The organism is Nocardiopsis sp. iso_237, assembly GCF_056173345.1.
Window position 1 is genome coordinate 6381126 of the sequence record NZ_CM149669.1, and the last position, 16987, is coordinate 6398112.

Annotated in this window: 11 protein-coding genes; 8 read left to right on the forward strand and 3 right to left on the reverse strand. The window is 70.4% G+C overall.

Annotated features, from left to right (window positions below; translation table 11 throughout):
- Positions 1–79 precede the first annotated feature (79 nt).
- The 3 genes from AC0VYM_RS28585 to AC0VYM_RS28595 all read left to right on the forward strand — a co-directional run bounded on the left by AC0VYM_RS28585 (position 80) and on the right by AC0VYM_RS28595 (position 3599).
- Complete coding sequence (locus AC0VYM_RS28585; RefSeq protein WP_475457333.1) at positions 80–1111, forward strand: D-2-hydroxyacid dehydrogenase; 1032 nt, start codon at positions 80–82, stop codon at positions 1109–1111.
- Between the two features lie 26 nt (positions 1112–1137).
- Complete coding sequence (locus tag AC0VYM_RS28590; protein ID WP_475457335.1) at positions 1138–2667, forward strand: amidase; 1530 nt, start codon at positions 1138–1140, stop codon at positions 2665–2667.
- Positions 2668–2927: 260 nt separating this feature from the next.
- Complete coding sequence (locus tag AC0VYM_RS28595; protein ID WP_475457337.1) at positions 2928–3599, forward strand: response regulator; 672 nt, start codon at positions 2928–2930, stop codon at positions 3597–3599.
- Between the two features lies 1 nt (position 3600).
- Here the strand turns inward: AC0VYM_RS28595 and AC0VYM_RS28600 are convergent, their stop codons facing one another.
- The gene (locus AC0VYM_RS28600; protein WP_475457340.1) at positions 3601–6711 is read right to left on the reverse strand and encodes a BTAD domain-containing putative transcriptional regulator; all 3111 of its coding nucleotides are present in this window, start codon (positions 6709–6711) and stop codon (positions 3601–3603) included.
- A 133-nt stretch (positions 6712–6844) separates the two neighbouring features.
- On the opposite strand from AC0VYM_RS28600, the gene AC0VYM_RS28605 reads away from it, so the two are divergent.
- From AC0VYM_RS28605 to AC0VYM_RS28625, 5 genes are all read left to right on the forward strand, one after another.
- Positions 6845–7729, forward strand: coding sequence for an NAD(P)-dependent oxidoreductase (locus tag AC0VYM_RS28605; RefSeq protein WP_475457342.1), 885 nt, complete (start codon positions 6845–6847; stop codon positions 7727–7729).
- Between the two features lie 890 nt (positions 7730–8619).
- Entirely contained in the window at positions 8620–9774 is a 1155-nt protein-coding gene (locus tag AC0VYM_RS28610; RefSeq protein ID WP_475457344.1) for a hypothetical protein, read from the forward strand.
- Entirely contained in the window at positions 9771–10625 is an 855-nt protein-coding gene (locus tag AC0VYM_RS28615; protein WP_475457346.1) for a JmjC domain-containing protein, read from the forward strand. The genes AC0VYM_RS28610 and AC0VYM_RS28615 overlap by 4 nt, the downstream gene beginning before the upstream one ends.
- Before the next feature lie 114 nt (positions 10626–10739).
- Entirely contained in the window at positions 10740–12026 is a 1287-nt protein-coding gene (locus AC0VYM_RS28620) for a cation:proton antiporter (RefSeq protein WP_475457348.1), read from the forward strand.
- A gap of 147 nt (positions 12027–12173) precedes the next feature.
- Positions 12174–13520 carry an NAD(P)/FAD-dependent oxidoreductase gene (locus AC0VYM_RS28625; protein ID WP_475457350.1) on the forward strand — a complete coding sequence of 449 codons (1347 nt, stop codon included), beginning with the start codon at positions 12174–12176 and terminating at the stop codon, positions 13518–13520.
- A gap of 1068 nt (positions 13521–14588) precedes the next feature.
- Here the strand turns inward: AC0VYM_RS28625 and AC0VYM_RS28630 are convergent.
- A complete protein-coding gene (locus tag AC0VYM_RS28630; protein ID WP_475457352.1) occupies positions 14589–15554 on the reverse strand; it encodes a hypothetical protein in 966 nt (321 codons plus the stop codon).
- Positions 15551–16933 (reverse strand): radical SAM protein, encoded by a 1383-nt coding sequence (locus AC0VYM_RS28635; protein WP_475457354.1) that lies wholly within the window; start codon positions 16931–16933, stop codon positions 15551–15553. Before AC0VYM_RS28635 ends, AC0VYM_RS28630 begins: the two co-directional genes overlap by 4 nt.
- Positions 16934–16987 lie beyond the last annotated feature (54 nt).

Below are 16987 nucleotides of genomic sequence, written 5' to 3' on the forward strand. Positions count from 1 at the left end.
TTTCCCGTGCAGGGCGGAACCACCCCTCCGACGACAGGATCGGCAAGTCAGAACACCGTCGCAACCGGAAAGCGCGCCCGTGAACAGTTCCACCACCAACCCGTCCGTGTCCGAACGTCCCCGACTCGTCGTGCTCCGAGGTGAGGACCTTCCACCCGGGCACGAGCGCATCGACGACCACCCGGGACTCGGCGGGGTCGTCTACGCCACCGCCGACGAACTCCCCGCCGCCCTTCCCGGCGCGGACGTCCTGCTCGTGTGGGACCTGTTCACCGAGGCGCTGTCCGACTCCTGGTCCAAGGCCGACTCGTTGAAGTGGGTGCACGCGGCCACGACCGGTGTGGACAACCTGATGTTCCCCGGGCTGGTGGAGAGCGACGTCCTCGTCACCAACTCGCGCGGCGTGTTCGACGAGCACATCGCGGAGTACGTGCTGGGCCTGGTCATCTCCTTCGCCAAGGACTTCCACGGCACCTGGGGCCTCCAGCGGGAACGCCGGTGGCGGCACCGCGAGACCGAGCGGGTGGCCGGTCGCCGCGCCCTCGTCGTCGGCACCGGACCCATCGGACGCGCCATCGCCCGCAAGCTCACGGCGATGGGCATGGAGGTCCGCGGCTCGGGCAGCCACGCCCGCGACGGCGACCCCGACTTCGGCTCCGTCGCGGAGTCCAGCCTGGCCGAACGCGGCACCGGCGGCGGACGCACCCTGCTCGACGAGCTCCCCGAGGCCGACTACGTGATCGTCGCCGCGCCGCTCACCGAGGACACCCGGGGCCTGGTCGACCGGACCTTCCTCGACCTGATGAAACCCACCGCGCGGCTGGTCAACATCGCGCGCGGCCCCATCGTCGTCCAGTCCGACCTGGTCGTCGCCCTGGACCGGGGCGTGATCGCCGGTGCGGCACTGGACGTCTTCGAACGGGAACCGCTCAAGGCCATCAACCCGCTCTGGGGGCTGCCCGGCTCCGTCGTGTCGCCGCACATGTCCGGTGACGTCGTCGGCTGGCGGGAGGACCTGGTGGAGCTGTTCCTGGACAACCTCGCCCGTTACCTGGACGGGCGGGGACCGCGCAACGCCGTGGACAAGAGCCGGGGCTACGTACCCGGCTGACCCCTCGCGTGACTTGGGAGGCTGAAGTGACGATCCGTTCCGACCGGGCCGGGACCGATGACGCTGGTGCGGCCGTCGGTGCGGCCGAAGGCTCCGCCGGTGCCGACCCGGACGCCGCGCGCGGCGTCCCGTCGGCGCGCGCGGGCCAACCCGTGACACCGGCCGACCTGTCCGCCGAACAACTGCTCCGCGCCTACTCCACGGGGGAGCTCTCCCCGGTGGAGGCGGTGGACTCGGTGCTCGAACGCATCGAGCAGGACAACCCCGCTCTGAACGCGTTCTGCCTGGTCCGCCCGGAGGAGGCGCGCGAGGCGGCCCGCGCCTCCGCCGAGCGGTGGCGGCGCGGCGAACCCGAGGGGCGGTTGGACGGGGTGCCCGCCTCGGTCAAGGACATCCACCTGACGAAGGGGTGGCCCACCCTCAAGGGGTCGGTGACCTCCTCGCAGGAGGGTCCGTGGGACGAGGACTCCCCGGTGGTGGCCCGGATGCGCGAGCAGGGGGCGGTGTTCGTCGGCAAGACCACTACCCCTGAGCTGGCCTGGAAGGGCGTCACCGACAACCCGCTCACCGGGATCACGCGCAACCCGTGGGACCTGTCCACCACGCCCGGAGGCTCCAGCGGGGGCTCGGCGGCGGCGGTGGCGGCCGGGATGGGCCCGCTGTCCACCGGGACGGACGGGGGCGGGTCCATCCGCATCCCGGCCAGTTTCACCGGCATCTGCGGGATCAAGCCCACCTGGGGCCTGGTGCCGCACTTCCCGGCGAGCCCGTTCGGGTCGCTGGCGCACACCGGTCCGATGACCCGGACCGTGGGCGACATGGCGCTCATGCTGGACGTCGTCTCCGGGTTCGACTCCCGGGACTGGATGGCGATGCCGACCCCGGGCCCCGGGCTGGCCGAGGCCGGGCGCGGCACCGACCCCGAGGAGCTGGTCAGAGGGCTGCGGATCGCCTACAGCCCCACCCTGGGCGGGCAGGACGTGGACCCGGAGGTGGCCAGCGCGGTCGCTGACGCGGTGCGCGTGTTCGCGTCGCTGGGCGCCGAGGTGGAGGAGGCCGACCCCGGTCTGCCGGACTCCATGGAGGAGTTCCACGTTCTCTGGTACTCGGGCGCCGCGAAGGCCACCGACCGGCTCAGCGACCGGGACCGGGACCTCCAGGACCCGGGCCTGCGGGAGATCATCGAGGAGGGCGGCACCTACTCGGCGCAGGACTACCTGACGGCGATGGCGCTGCGGATGGCGATGGGCGCCCGCATGGGGCGGTTCCACGAGACCTACGACCTCCTCCTGACGCCCACCATGCCGATCGTGGCCTTCGAGGCCGGGCTGGAGTCGCCGCCGGAGCTGTCCGGGAAGCGGTGGACCTCCTGGGCCGGGTTCAGCTACCCGTTCAACATGACCCAGCAGCCCGCCGCGAGCGTTCCGTGCGGGTTCAGCGAGTCGGGCCTGCCGATCGGCCTCCAGGTCGTGGGTCCCCGGCACTCCGACGAGCGCGTGCTCCGGGCCTGCCGCGCCTTCGAGCTCGCCCGCCCCTGGGCGGGTCGGCGGCCGTGACGCGCGGGCACCGGGCCCCGGGCAAGGGGGCCCGGTGCCCGGAGCCGGGTGACGAGATGGTGACGATGCGGCGACGGTGTTCACACCGACACCGGCCGTGATCAGGCGCTTTGCTCCCCGGGTCCGTCCTTTGTCCGTTTCCGGGACCTTCGCCCGGAGAGTTCGGTGCCTTAAGACCCCCGCCGCACCCCCCGCAGGCGTTAACGTCTTCCTCGGAGTGGTGTCATGTGCGTACGGACACGAGACGAGGGAGGTCCGCGATGATCGACGGTGGAGCCGAGGGTGCCCGGAAGCCGATCAGGGTCTTCCTCGTCGACGACCACGAGGTGGTCCGGCGCGGGGTGGCCTCGCTGCTGGAGACCGAGGACGACATGACCGTCGTGGGTGAGGCCGGGACCGCCGAACAGGCGCTGTCGCGCATCCCCGTGGTCCTGCCCGACGTCGCGGTGCTCGACGTGCGCCTGCCGGGCGGCTCCGGGGTGCAGGTGTGCCGGGAGATCCGGTCCGACCACCCCGAGATCGCCTGCCTGATGCTCACGTCCTTCGCGGACGAGGACGCCCTGTACGACGCCGTCATGGCCGGGGCCGCCGGGTACGTGCTCAAGCAGATCCACGGCGCCGACCTGGTCGGCGCGGTGCGCACGGTCGCCGCGGGCGGCTCCCTGCTGGACTCGGGCAGCACCGGCGCGATGCTGGAGCGGCTGCGCGGCGCCCAGGCCGAGCCGGACCCGCTGGCGGAGCTGACCCCGCAGGAGCGCCAGATCCTCGACCTCATCGGTGAGGGCATGACCAACCGGCAGATCGGTGAGCGGCTGTACCTGGCGGAGAAGACCGTCAAGAACTACGTCTCGGCGCTGCTGGCGAAGCTGGACCTCAAGCGCCGGACCCAGGCGGCGGTGCTCGTCGCGGAGCTGCGCGGCCGCCGCTACTGACTCAGCCGTCCCGTCCGGCGGCGAAGGCCGCCGCGAACCCCCGCTCCCCCAGCGCCGCGCGCGCCCGGGCGGTGGCGCGGTCGACGTCGCCCCGCTCGCCCGGGGGCAGCGGGGAACCCACGGACTCACGGAGCGCGGCCGCCTCCCCCAGCAGGGCGGCGGCCCGTTCGTGCTCCCCGGCCAGGGCGTGGGCGCCGGCCAGCCCCTCCAGGGCGAGCGCCACCGACCTCGGGTCGCCCATGGTCCGCGCGCTGGCCTCCCCCTGCCGGTGCAGGGCGAGGGCGGCCCCGGCGTCGCCGCGCAGCTCCGCCACGAAGCCGAGCTCCGCGAGGATCAGCGCCACCCCCGGCTCCCCCTCCCTGCTGCGGTTCCACTCCAGCCAGTGGCCGAGGTGCCGTTCGGCGTCGTCGAGCCGTCCCCGCCGCCGCGCCGCGAAGGCCAGGCCCATCTCCGCGAACTGCTCCTCCTGCCTGCTGGACCGCTCGGCCGCGATCCTCCGTGCCCGTTCGTGCAGGTCGTCGGCCTCGTCGAGGTCCCCGGCGAGCAGCGCCAGCCGCCCCAGGGCGGCCAGCCGGTAGGAGACCTCGGGCCAGAGCCCGAGTTCCTCGGCGTCGCTGAGCCCGTCCCGCCGCAGCCGCGCGGCCTCCGTGTAGTCTCCGGCGATCTCGGCCAGGTCGGCCAGGACGGCGGTGCTCCGCAGCCGCCCCCAGCCGTCCCCGATCTCCTCGAACAGCGCCAGACTCCGCGTACCGGCCCGCCGCGCGGCCTCGATGTCGCCGCGCAGGAGCGCGGGCGAGGCCAGTGTGACCAGCGCCGCCGCCACACCCCAGCGGTCGTCCTCGGCGCGGGACTCCGCCAGTGCCGCCAGCACCCGGTCCTCGCGGATGCGCTGGCCCCCGTAGCCGTACTGGGCGTAGGCCATGAACCACTTCGCCCGCGCGGCCCGCACCCCGTGGGCGTCGAACCGCTCCAACACCTCGCGGGAGCGGCCGACGGGGTCGACGTCGTCACCGAGCAGCATCCCGATGCCGGTCCGCCAGGCCGTCGTCTCGACCCTGAGCGGGTCGCCGTCGGGCACCCCCGGGCCGTCGGGTCCGTGGGAGAGCACGAGGGTCAGCGACCGCCGCGCCTCACCGAGACGTCCCCGGAGGAACCAGTACCAGACCAGGGCGTTGGCCAGCCGCAGGCCGTCGCGCGAGCCGCCCGCGTGCTGGAGGGCGGCGCGGAGGTTGCCCGTCTCCGCGTCCAGTCTCTCCAGCCAGCCGCGCTGCTCGCGCCCCCGCAGGTCGGCGCGTTCCGCGAGGCCGAGGTAGTGGGCGAGGTGCCGGTCGCGCACGCGCTCCAGTTCACCGGCGGCCGCCATGCGTTCGGCGCAGTAGGCCGCCACCGACTCCAGCAGCCGGTAGCGGCCGTCGCGGTGCACGACCAGCGAGCGGTCCACCAGGCGGCCCAGCAGGTCCAGGACGTCGGCCGGGTCCACACCCTCCCCGGAGCACAGCTCCTCGGCGGCGCCGAGCGTGCAGCCGTCGGCGTGGACCGCCAGGCGCCGCAGCACCGCCCGTTCGGGGTCGGTCAGGGGCTCCCAGCTCCACTCGATCATCGCGCGCAGGGTCCGCTGCCGGGCGGGTGCGTCCCGACGGCCCGAGGTCAGGAGGCGGAACCGGTCGTCCAGGCGTGCGGCGAGTTCGGCCACGTCCACGGACCGTACCCGGGTGGCGGCCAGTTCCAGGGCCAGCGGGACGCCGTCCAGGCGTCGACAGATCGCCTCCACGTGGGCCCGGTTCTCCTGTGTGACGGCGAACCCGGGTTCGGCCGCCGCCGCGCGCTCGACGAACATCCGCGCCGCCCCGTCGGCGTCCAGCGGCGGGACGGTCCACAGCAGCTCCCCGGCGGTGGCGAGGCGTTCCTGGCTCGTCGCCAGGACGTGCAGGCCGGGCACGCCGCCGAGCAGACCGGCGGCCACCTCGGCGGCGGCCCCCACCACGTGTTCGCAGTTGTCCAGCACGACCAGCGTCCGCCTGCCGCGCAGGGCGGCCGCCAGCCGGGCGGTCCCGGACTCCGGGGCGGCCTCCCCCGGCCGGGGCCCGTCCTGTCGCACCCCCAGGGTCGCCGCCACCGCGTCGGCCACCTCCCCGGCCCCGCTCCCGGACGGCAGCCCGGCCAGTTCGACCAGCCACACCCCGTCCGGGAACCGCCCGACCAGGGTGCGGGCCACCTCCACGGCCAGGCGGGTCTTGCCCACCCCGCCCGGACCGGTGAGCGTCACCATCCGCCCGGTACCCAGCAGCGCGCCGATCTGCGTCACCGCCCCCTCCCGGCCGACCAGCTCCGTGAGTCGGGCCGGGAGGTTGCCGCGCGCCAGCGGGCGGCTCGGCTCCGCACGCAGACCGGGGTCCTGCCGGAGGACGGCCGCGTGCACGGCGGTGAGTTCCGGGCCGGGGTCGACGCCGAGTTCGTCGCGCAGCCGCGCGCGGACGTCGCCGTAGCTCTCCAAGGCCTCGCTCTGCCTGCCGGAGCCGTACAGCGCGCGGATGTGGACGGCGCGGAGCCGTTCCCGGAGCGGGTGCGCCGCGACCAGGTCGGCCAGTTCACCCGCCACCAGACCGTGTTCTCCGAGTTCGAGGCGCGTCCGGGCCAGCTCCTCCACTGCGGCCAGCCGCAGCTCCGCCAGCCTGCGGGCCTCCACGAGGGCGAACCCCTCGTCCTCGAAGCCGGAGAACGCCTCCCCCCGCCAGAGCGCCAGGGCGTCGGCCAGCCCCTCCGCGCGCTCCCGGTCCGCCAGCGTCCGGGCGCGCGCCACCCCCGCCTCGAACCGGTCCGCGTCCACGTCGTCGGCACCGACCCTCAGCCGGTATCCGGACGGTCCGAACCCGACCGCGCCGGCGTCCCCCAGGGCGCGCCGCAGCCGCGAGACCTTCCCCTGCAACGCCCCGGCGGGATCGGCCGGAAGGCGCTCCCCCCAGAGGTCGTCGACGAGCCGGTCGGCCGGGACCGGTCGACCGCGATGGACCAGCAGGTCCGCCAGGAGGGCGCGGACCTTCGCCTCGGCCACCCGGACGGGCCGCTGGTCGTGGGTCCACACCGTGAGCGGACCGAGCACCCCGAAACGCATTCACGCAGACTAACCGGCCGACGTCGGACCGGCGCCGGTGGCGGCCGGGCGGCGGCCGGGCGGCAGCGGACCGACGGCCGACCGACAGCGCCCCCGGGCACCGTGGGAACCACCGAACGACGAGAGGAACACCATGAGCACCGCCACCAAGTCCCCCGTCACCGTGATCGGCCTCGGCCCGATGGGCGAGGCACTGGCCACCGCCTTCGTGGAGGCCGGACACCCCACGACCGTCTGGAACCGCACCGCCGCCAGGGCCGACGCGGTCGTCGGGAAGGGCGCCGTCCTCGCCGCGTCCCCCGCCGAGGCCGCCGCCGCCAGCCCGCTGGTGATCGTCTGCGTCCTCGACTACGACGCCTCCGACGCGATCCTCCTGCCGATCGCGGACACGTTGAGGGGCCGCACGCTCATCAACCTCACCGCCGACACCCCGGACCGGTCCCGCGCCGCCTCCGCCTGGGCGGCCGAGCACGGCATCGACTACGTCGACGGCGCGGTGATGTCGCCCACCTTCACCATCGGCACGCCCTCCGCCGTCGTGCTCTACAGCGGCTCCGAGGAGGTCTACCGTGCCCACGAGGACACGCTGGCCGCGCTCAACGGCTCGCACACCCACCTGGGCCCGGACCACGGCCGCGCCGCCGGCTACGACCTGGCGCTGCTCAACATCTTCTGGACCTCGGTGTCCGGGCTCGCGCACGCGTTCGCCCTGGCCAGGGCGGAAGGGGTCGAGGCGGCGGACTTCGCCCCCTTCGCCCAGGGCATCATCGGGCTCCTGCCCGAGTCCGTGACCCACATGGCGGGCAAGCTCGACCAGGGCGAGTTCTCCGCCGACGGCTCCAGCGTCCTCTCGAACGCGACCACGATGAACCACGTCGTCCACGCCGCCCGGGACCGGGCGATGGACCCGGGCCCGCTCGGGGCCGTCCTCCCCTTCGCCCAGGCCGTCGTGGACGCGGGGCACGGCGACGACAACTTCGCCCGCCTCGCCGTGCACTACCTGGAGGGTCGTTCCTGACCCCCGCCGGAACGGGCGCCGCCAGGGTTCCGCAAGACGAGTCAGGCCGCCAGCGAGAACGAGCCAGGCGTGGACGAGGATGAGGAACAACTGGCTACGTGGGCGCCCGAAGGGGGACTGACCCCGGGGCGGGCCCCTCCGGTGCGGAGGGGGCCCGCCCCCGTCGCCTGCCCGCCCAGGGATCATGAAGTCCTCCTCCCGTACCGCCCGGAGCCGCAGGAACAGCAGGGCTCTTTCAGAGTCGGCGGTGAGTAGCGTCAGCGCTGATCGCAGGCCTGCGCTCCAGTACAAGACCGCAGACACGACAACGGAGCCCCACGCCCTGTTCGCCACTGTCTGGGCCGCATCATCCTGATTTTCCGGCGCGCTCTGCCCTGGAGGACACGCACCCCCGCCGGTCCCGGGCCGTGCACCTGCTGGCCACGGACCCCTCACCCGACGTTGAGACAGCCCTGGCGGGAACAGCGGTTGCCCGGAAGTGTTCGCGGCAAGTTGGGGCAGAAATGTGCGACGAGGGAACAACGTTGGGTGTCCGCCGACCCTGTTTCGAAGCGGCAACGGAAAGTACTCAACCGACCTGATCCGATGGAGCCTTGCGAATTTCCGGCGTCCTTGCTTAGATACTTCACCAGACGGGGCGACGGACACAAACACCAGTCACGCTGGCCCTGCCCCTCAACGCTTGCAGCATGGAACCGAACACGGCGACGCCATTCACCGGCACGGTGCCACAATGCTCGGACCGGCGCATCGCTCCGCAAACAGGAAAGACAAAGGTCCCGGGATTCAATTCACGAATACCGGGATTCTTTCTCCCTGCCACCGTTCCCTTTCCACATGATTTCCCCGACCTTGGCCGCGCGCTGACCGACCAGCACAGAGGAGCACTTGTGAGAACCCGGACAGGCACGTCGGCGGCGGCCGCGCGGACACCCTCCGCCGGAGGGCCGCCGCTGCGCTTCCTCTCCCCGGAGAACCGGCTGCCCAAGATCCCGGTGTGGACACGCGCGGAGCAGTGCGCGGCCGATTTGCGAGCTGCGGCACCGGCCCGGCCCTTCGACGTCGAAACGTACTGCCGTTCGGCCAACCGGAGCGCGCTGACCCTGGCTTTCGCCGGGGACGCCGCCGAGAGCGAGCGCTCGTGCCTCCGCCAGATCCGGGTCGTGTTCGCCTTGGTCCGCAGCGGCGAGGTTCCCGTTCGGGAGCTCTCCAGGGTGTTCCAACCGTGGGTCAACATCGGACGCCTGCGCGTGATCCAGGGGCGCTGGGAGGAAGCGCTCGGCCACTTCACCGACCCGGACGACCTGGAGCACCCGGAGCGGGGGCTCCCCTTGGGCGGCAGCGTTCTGACCTCGGAGGAGATCCAGGCCGTGCTCTCGTTCCAGGCTGCTGCCGACTTCATCCGCGACTCCCACATCGTGGAGACGGCCAAGGCGTTCGCGCGGGGAGGGCGCATGGACCTGCTGGAGGAGCACGTGGAGCGCTCGCGCGGTCGGGAGAAGCGCGTCCCCCACCTCAGGGAGGCCGCGACCGTCCTCGCCCTGCGTAAGGGGGACCCCGTCGAACTTGGCTCTCCCAGGGGCGCCGCGACCCCGTTGGCCGACGCGGCGATCAGGGTTCACGCTGCGGCGGCCCGTGAGGACCACGTCGACGCCCTGGTCTCTGAGTTGGAACCGCTCGAGACGGTCCCCGCGTCGGCGGACCTCGTGGCGGTACTGCGTGCTGGCGCCGACACCCTGCTGTCCAAGGGCCGCAGGGACGACGCCACGCGCGTACTCCGCGCGGCGGAGCGCGCGTGCCGGGAGATCGACGACGAGGTCGACCTCTACTGGGTGCTCACCGCGCTGGCACCGTTGTCCGCCGGCGCGGAATGCTCCGAGGAGGCGCGCGCCATCGCTGACCGGACCGGTCACGCCCTGATCCGGCGCAGCGCGGGCCTTCCTTCGCCCCCCGCAGCGGTGGGTGAACCGCGGTTGGTCGCCCTGCTGGACGCGGAGCGGGAGGCCGTGTCCCGAGTATCCCCCTCACTCCTGGAGATGACATGACGACGCCACCTCAAGCGGCGGCCCCCGAGAAGTACGGCGCGCTGGGACGACTGGTTCGCGACACCGAAACCCTGGCGGCCAACTGGGAACGCGAAGCCTTCGCCGCTGCCGCCGGGGACGACCTGGCCAAGGTGTTCTCGTTGGACACCGCCCTCGACCTGATGAGCCGTCCGGGGCTGCCCGCCTCCTGCTTCCGCCTCTTCAGGGACGGCGCCCCGGTACCGCAGGAGGAGTTCGAGGTACGACGCGGGCGCCCTGGTCCGGGTCGTGAGGCGACCGTGGACGTCGACGCGCTCCGCCGCGCGCACGATGCCGGCGCGACCGTCATCTTCGAGGAGGTCAGGACTCTCGTCCCTGCGGTGGATTCCCTCGCCGCGGACCTCGCCGAGGAGCTCGGGTTCAGGATCTACTGCGCCGCCTTCCTCACCCCGGCGGACACCGCCGGGATCTGGCCGCACTACGACCTGGCCAGCGGATTGCTGTGCCAGGTCCACGGTTCGAAGTCCTGGCACGTCGGAGAACCCGAGCAGCGTTGGCCCACCGTCCCGTGCGGTGCGTCCCGGCCCGAGTTCACGCCCACCCTGCGGACTGTCCTGCAACCCGGTCAGACCCTCTACATCCCCCGTGGCCACCCCCATTCGGGCGCGGCCACCGAAGAGCCCTCGCTCCACCTCTCCTTCGCGATCATGCCCTTCACCTGGAAGGACCTCCTCGTACGGCACCTGGAAACCTCTGTCGAGCACGACCCGCTCAGGGAGATGCTCCCCCTTGGTCACGGGGGGACACCCGCTGAGGCGCTCCTCGGAGAGGCCTTCGGCCGCCTACCGAGGGTCGACCCCCCGCTCCGGTAGCCCCGGCCCCCGGGGCCGAGCTCCATCGCCGGAGGCGACGCCACCTCCGGCGGTCCTGACCGTGTACCCGACACATCCGGGTGTTCGACCGCGAACGGGCAAGGAAGGACATTCATGGATCCGGCTTCGGTTCCGCAAATCGTCGTGCACGTGGCCGTGTGCCTGATCGTCGTGCTCGTGCTCGGCCGGATCGGCGGAATCCTGGCTCAGTCGCTACGGCAGCCCCGAGTGATCGGGGAGGTCACCACCGGACTGGTCCTGGGCCCTGTTCTCATGTGGGCGGTCGGTCCGCGTGTCTTCGACCTCGTGCTGCCGGGGCCGGTACTGGACCACCTGGGCACTGTCGCGCAGGCGGGACTCGCGCTGTTCCTGGTCGGCATCGTCTACGAACTGAGGTGTGTCGGCCGCGTGGCACACCGCGTCGGCACCCTCGGCTGGGTCATCACCGGGGCGTTGGTGCCACCGATGTTCACGGGTCTGATGCTCTTCCTGTGGATCCTGCACTTCGAGGGCTCGGACGTGCGTGGGACGGCCCCACTGCCCGCACTCGGGCTGTTCGTGGCCGTCGCGCTGACGATCACGGCGGTACCGGTCCTAGCCAGAATCCTCACCGACCGGGGGATGGAGAACACGTCGTCGGGCCGGTTGGCGCTCACCGCCGCGATCGTGGTCGACGGCATCGGATGGCTGCTCCTGGCTGTGGTCCTGGGCCTTCGGACCGGGGGTTCGGGCGCGTTCGTCACCATGCTCGTCCTGTTCCTCGTCGGCCTGGCTCTGGCTCTGTTCATCCGCCGCCTGCTCTCGTCCGGCGCCCTGAGCCCGTTCTGCCCGCGGTCCCCCCGTAGCGTCGCGGGGCTCCTGGGCGTCGTCGCGGTGGCGGTCGGTCTGGGTTCCGAGCACGCGGGCCTGACCTTGCCGGTCGGGGCCGCGCTGGTCGCCCTGGCGATTCCCGCGGCACCGGAGAGCCCGTGGATCCCTGTGGTCGCGTGGCTGAACTCGGTGGGACGCGCCGTCGTACCGGTCTTCTTCGTCGTCACGGGCATCACGGTCTTCGTCTCGCCCCTGGGTTCGACTCCGTGGACGCTCATCGCCGTCGCCACAGGGCTTGCCATCGTGGGCAAGGTCCTCGGCGGTTACGTCGGCGCCAGGTTGGGCGGACGGTCGCATCCCGTGTCCATACGGGTCGGCGTTCTGCTGAACACCCGTGGACTGACCGAGTTGGTCGTGCTCCAGATCGGCTACAACGCGGGAGTGGTGACGCCGCAGCTCTTCCTCGCCCTGGTCGTCATGGCCCTCCTGACCACCGCTGTCACCGGGCCCCTCCTCTCCTCACTCGACTGGTTCGCGGCCACGCGCGAGGAACCGGAGGAACAGCGGCCCAGCCCGGAGCCCGCGCGCTGAAACCCGGTGGCCGTGCCGAGGTCGGGCGCATGCTTCCACGGTCGCCGCAGCAGCGCGCACCGGACCGTGGGAACCAGTACGACTCATCATTGGACATCCGGAGAGCGACACCGTTCGACGGATACGGACTAAGGGAAGTCTCGGCAGATGGAAACTGACTATGACGTGATCGTCATCGGCGGCGGACCGGCCGGTTCCTCGGCCGCCGCCTACCTGGCGTTGGAGGGAATGTCCGTCGCACTCATCGAGAGCGAGGTCTTCCCCCGGCCACACGTCGGGGAATCGCTCGTGCCCGCGACGACACCGGTCCTGCTGGAGATCGGCGCGCTGGAGGCGATCGACGCCGCGGGGTTCCCCCGCAAGTACGGTGCCTCCTGGACCACCGCGGAGATGCGGGACATCCCGCACAACGGTTTCTCCGGGCTCAGCCACGACTGGTCGGCGAAGGTGCAGTTCGTCGAGAGGGAGCAGGTGGGTGTCGACCGCGATTACACCTACCACGTGGACCGGGGCGAGTTCGACCTGCTCCTCATGAAGAACGCCGAGGCCAAGGGCGCCAAGGTGTTCTCGGGGGTGCGGGTTCTGGGCGTGGACCTCGAACCCGCTGACCACGCCGTCGTGACCGCCAGGCTCGGCCGGGCGGAGGTCGGTCTGACCGCCAGGATGGTCGTGGACGCGTCGGGCCGCCAGACCCTCCTCGGCAGGCAGCTCAAGATGAAGGTGCCCGACCCGGTGTTCGACCAGTACGCGGTACACACGTGGGTCGAAGGGCTGGACCGGGGGGCGCTCACCGCGAACCCCGCCGAGGTCGACAACATCTTCGTCCACTTCCTACCGGTCAAGGACACATGGGTCTGGCAGATCCCGATCACCGACACCGTCACCAGCATCGGCGTGGTCACGCAGAAGAAGCGGTTCAAGGAGGCCGGTACCGACCGGGAGAGCTTCTTCTGGAAGTTCGTGGACAGCCACCCCGCCCTGAGCGAGGCCCTGAAGAAGGCCAAACGGATCAGGTCCTTCAAGGCTGAGGGCGACTACAGCTATGCGATGCGGCAGATCTGCGGGGACAAGTACGTTCTGATCGGCGACGCCGCCCGCTTCGTGGACCCGATCTTCTCCAGCGGCGTCAGCGTCGCGCTCAACAGCGCGCGCATCGCCTGCCGGGACATTGTGGCGGCCCACAGGGCGGGAGGGGGATACCCCAAGACCGCCTTCGCCGACTACGAGCGCACTCTGCGGCGCGCCGTGTCCTACTGGTACGAGTTCATCAGCATCTACTACCGTTTGAACATCCTGTTCACGGTGTTCGTCCAGGACCCGCGCTACCGGATCGACGTCCTCAAGATGCTCCAGGGGGACGTCTACGACGGGGAGGAGCCCAGGACCCTCCAGACGATGCGCGAGGTGCTGGCCTCCGTGGAGGAAGACCCCGGGCATCCCTGGCACCCGTTCCTGGGAACGCTGCGCGCCCCGATGATGGCACCACAGTTCTAGTGGTACGTCGTTAACCCGTGTCGGGCGGTGCTGCTGTGCGAGCGGCCGTTGGCAGGTGGAACACACCGGTCCAGCACAGCAGCACTTCTTGGAGCGCGTCCGGGAACTGGTGCGGAACCCGTCCGGCATCGCCCTTTTCCTCGTGAGGCGACCACTCGGCGATCAGCGCTCCGGAACCGTCTCGGCAAAGGAAGCGGCCGCGGCCCGCTCACGAGAAGCGGACCGCGGCCTAGCTCCGAAGAGCGGACATCAGCAACCGAAGTTGGCGTCCATGGAGTCAGCGGTGTCGATCTCTTCGAGAACATCCTCGAAAGCGTCCATAACACTTCCCTTCGATATATGGAATTCACCCAGAAACCCGGGCAATTAATCGTACAATAGAGCATCCCGAACTCTCAACCATGCACCAAACAAATCTGACACGAAAACCACGACACCCACCCCACCACCCGCACCCGCCCACACCGACCAACCCGGCACCAGAAAAGGAAACAGCCGCAGCCCGCTCACAAGAAGCGGACCGCGGCCTAGCCCCGAAGAGCGGACATCAGCAACCGAAGTCGACGTCCATGGACTCACCAGTGGCGTCAGCCTCTTCGAGAACATCCTCGAAAGCGTCCATAACACTTCCCTTCGATATATGGAATTCACCCAGAAACCCGGGCAATTAATCGTACAATAGAGCATCCCGAACTCTCAACCATGCACCAAACAAATCTGACACGAAAACCACGACACCCACCCCACCACCCGCACCCGCCCACACCGACCAACCCGGCACCAGAAAAGGAAACAGCCGCAGCCCGCTCACAAGAAGCGGACCGCGGCCTAGCCCCGAAGAGCGGACTCTAGCAATTGAAGTTGACGTCCATGGCCTCGGCAGCGACGTCAGCCTCTTCGAGAACATCCTCAAAAGCGTCCACAACACTTCCCTTCACTACTTGGAATTCACCCAGAAACCCGGGCAATTAATTCTATAAGCGAATACTCCGACTTCTCAACCATGAACGGAATAAACATGGCGAGGGAACTTCGGAGGCCGGCCCGGGAAGCAGACGCCGACCCGGTTCACGACTCGCTCGCCTTCCTCGCTTTGTGCATCAGGGGTTTGGCCTCCCAGTAGACGTCGATGTCCAGAGCGCCCCCTCCCGGAGCCCGGACGTCGGCCCTCGCCGGGATCTCCACGATCTCGACCTCGTCGCCGTTCACCGCGACGAGGTGGTTGGCGAACGTGAAGGCCCCCGGCCAGGCGTCCTCAGCCATACGACGGGGGGCGACGAAGGCCCTCGCCCCGTTGATGTTGTAAAGCCAGTTGGCGGGCTTGCCCTGAGTCCGGACCACCAGCCACTCACCGCTGCACGAGACGTCCAGTCCGACCGCTTCGGCCGGCAGCCTGACCTCGTAGACGGGGCGAGGCGGCCAGGGCTCCACCCTGGTGAAGCGGGCGGTGTCCGGGGATTCCGCCGAGAGCAGCCAGACGCCGCCAAGCACCTCGTCGTACACGGCGTCGGAGTAGGTGCCCGGTACCGGGGCCGGTGCGACCTGAACGTCCCCGCTCCCGGGGTCGTACTGGTGGACCGCGCCACTGGCCGTAATGACGAGGGCGCGACGGCGCCGGGCCTGCCAGGCCAGTGTCAAGGGCTCCGAGTCGAGCTCGGCGACGTCATCCCACCTTCCGTCTCGGTGGACGAGGAGGCGGCGGTCGTTCGCGGCCAGGACGTGCGGACCGCTCCGCCGGACGTCCCGCGATCCCAGGTCCAGCGCCCCCGAGAACCCCTCGGGGAAGGTGAGTTCGGGTCCGAGCAGACCGTCGGCCGCTGACCACCATCGCGCGATCCGCCCTTCGAACAGCAGGAAGCACGCGGGACTGAGGGTCGGCAGCACGCCGTCGGCCCACACCCCCGGTTCCCGCTCGATGTCGGTCTCCTCTGTGTCGAACCTGGCCTTGCGCAGGAGCCCGTCCGCCGCGGTCCATACGAACCACAGGGCATCGACGTCGACCGCCAAGGGGGTCGTTCCGGGGGCCCTCCTCACGCGTTCTCCTTCTGTTTCCTTCGCTTGGCCATGCGCGCGTAGGTGTCGATGGTCGGACCGATCCACACCTTGGTCGGCGGGCAGGGACGACGCCCTTCCTCCAGCCGAACCAGCGGGCAGGAGGCACCCTGGCACGAGGGTTGGAAGAAGCAGCTCTGACAGCCCGTGTCAGAGGTGTCGTCGGTGTCGACCCAGATACTCATCCGCTCCTGGTCGAGGTTGAGCTCACCCGACTGGTCGAGGTTCCCCACGGCGTTGCGCTGGTCCCGGAGCGCCACGGTGCACTTGTTGACCAGGCCGTTGGGCCGGATGACGAAGGACCAGGGCGAGGCCGCGTAGCAGACCGAGCCGCTGGGACGGAGCATGCGCGCGTCCCCGTTGGCCAGGCCCTCCTCAGCCGCCTGGGCGCACAGACCGAGCTTCTGGATCTCGGCGTCCTTCCCCGAATGCGATCCCGTGTCCTGGTCCTGGGGCCCACCCCAGCTACCGACGGGCCGGTAGATCGCACAGAACCTCCGGTCGCCCGAGAAGTGCTTGCCCAGATCGTCGATGAGCTCGGGGACGCGTCGGCCGTTCTCCTCGGTGAAGTTCGTGCGCAGGGTGACCGTGAACTCGTCCTCCATGAGCGCCATGGCGTCCAGGTTCCGGACGATGTCGCTGTAGGTCTCACCGCCGCCGATGAGATAGCGGCTCGCGTCGTGCGTGTCCTGGGGGCCGTCAATAGTGATCTGGAAACGGCTGATTCCCATGTCGAGGCAGCTCCGCGCGACCTCCTCGGTGAGCAGGTAGCCGTTGGTGACGATGCCAGCGGTGTAGTTGACGTCGTTCTCGGCGCAGAAGGACAGGAAGAAGTCACTGAGTTCCTCGATGACCTCGAAGGCCACCAGCGGTTCACCGCCGAACCAGGAGACGGACAAATGCTTGAGGGGGTTCTCGGCATGGCGTGCTCGCACCAGCTCACGGATCCCCTCCCGAACGCTCGTGAGCATCCGGCCGAGGGCGAAGTCCTCGTAACAGTAGTTGCAGCGGAAATTGCATGCCTCGGTCGGCATGATGATCAGTTCGAGCGCGTCCGTGCGGTGCTTTCGCCGGGCGCTCACCGCTGCGGCCTGTTCGTCCTCGTCGGCGTCCTCGGGAACCAGAAACCCCTTGGAGCACAGGGCAGCGAAGACGTCCCCGGTGTCGTCACCCGGCCCAGGCCTCTCCAACACCGCGCGCCTGTTCCCCAGCAGCGCGTGTACAGCCTCGTCCGCAGGTGGTTTGATCTGGTAGACACTTCCGCGCATCGCGTTGTAGATCACGAGGCCGCCTTCGCCGGACGGCGTGAGCACGTTGAACCTGGACGGCTTGAAATTTTCCTTCTGAACGTTCGCGGACAAGGATTCCTCCAACAAGTGAGGGTGCTCTGGCTACGAACCGGGCAGAACCAGTGC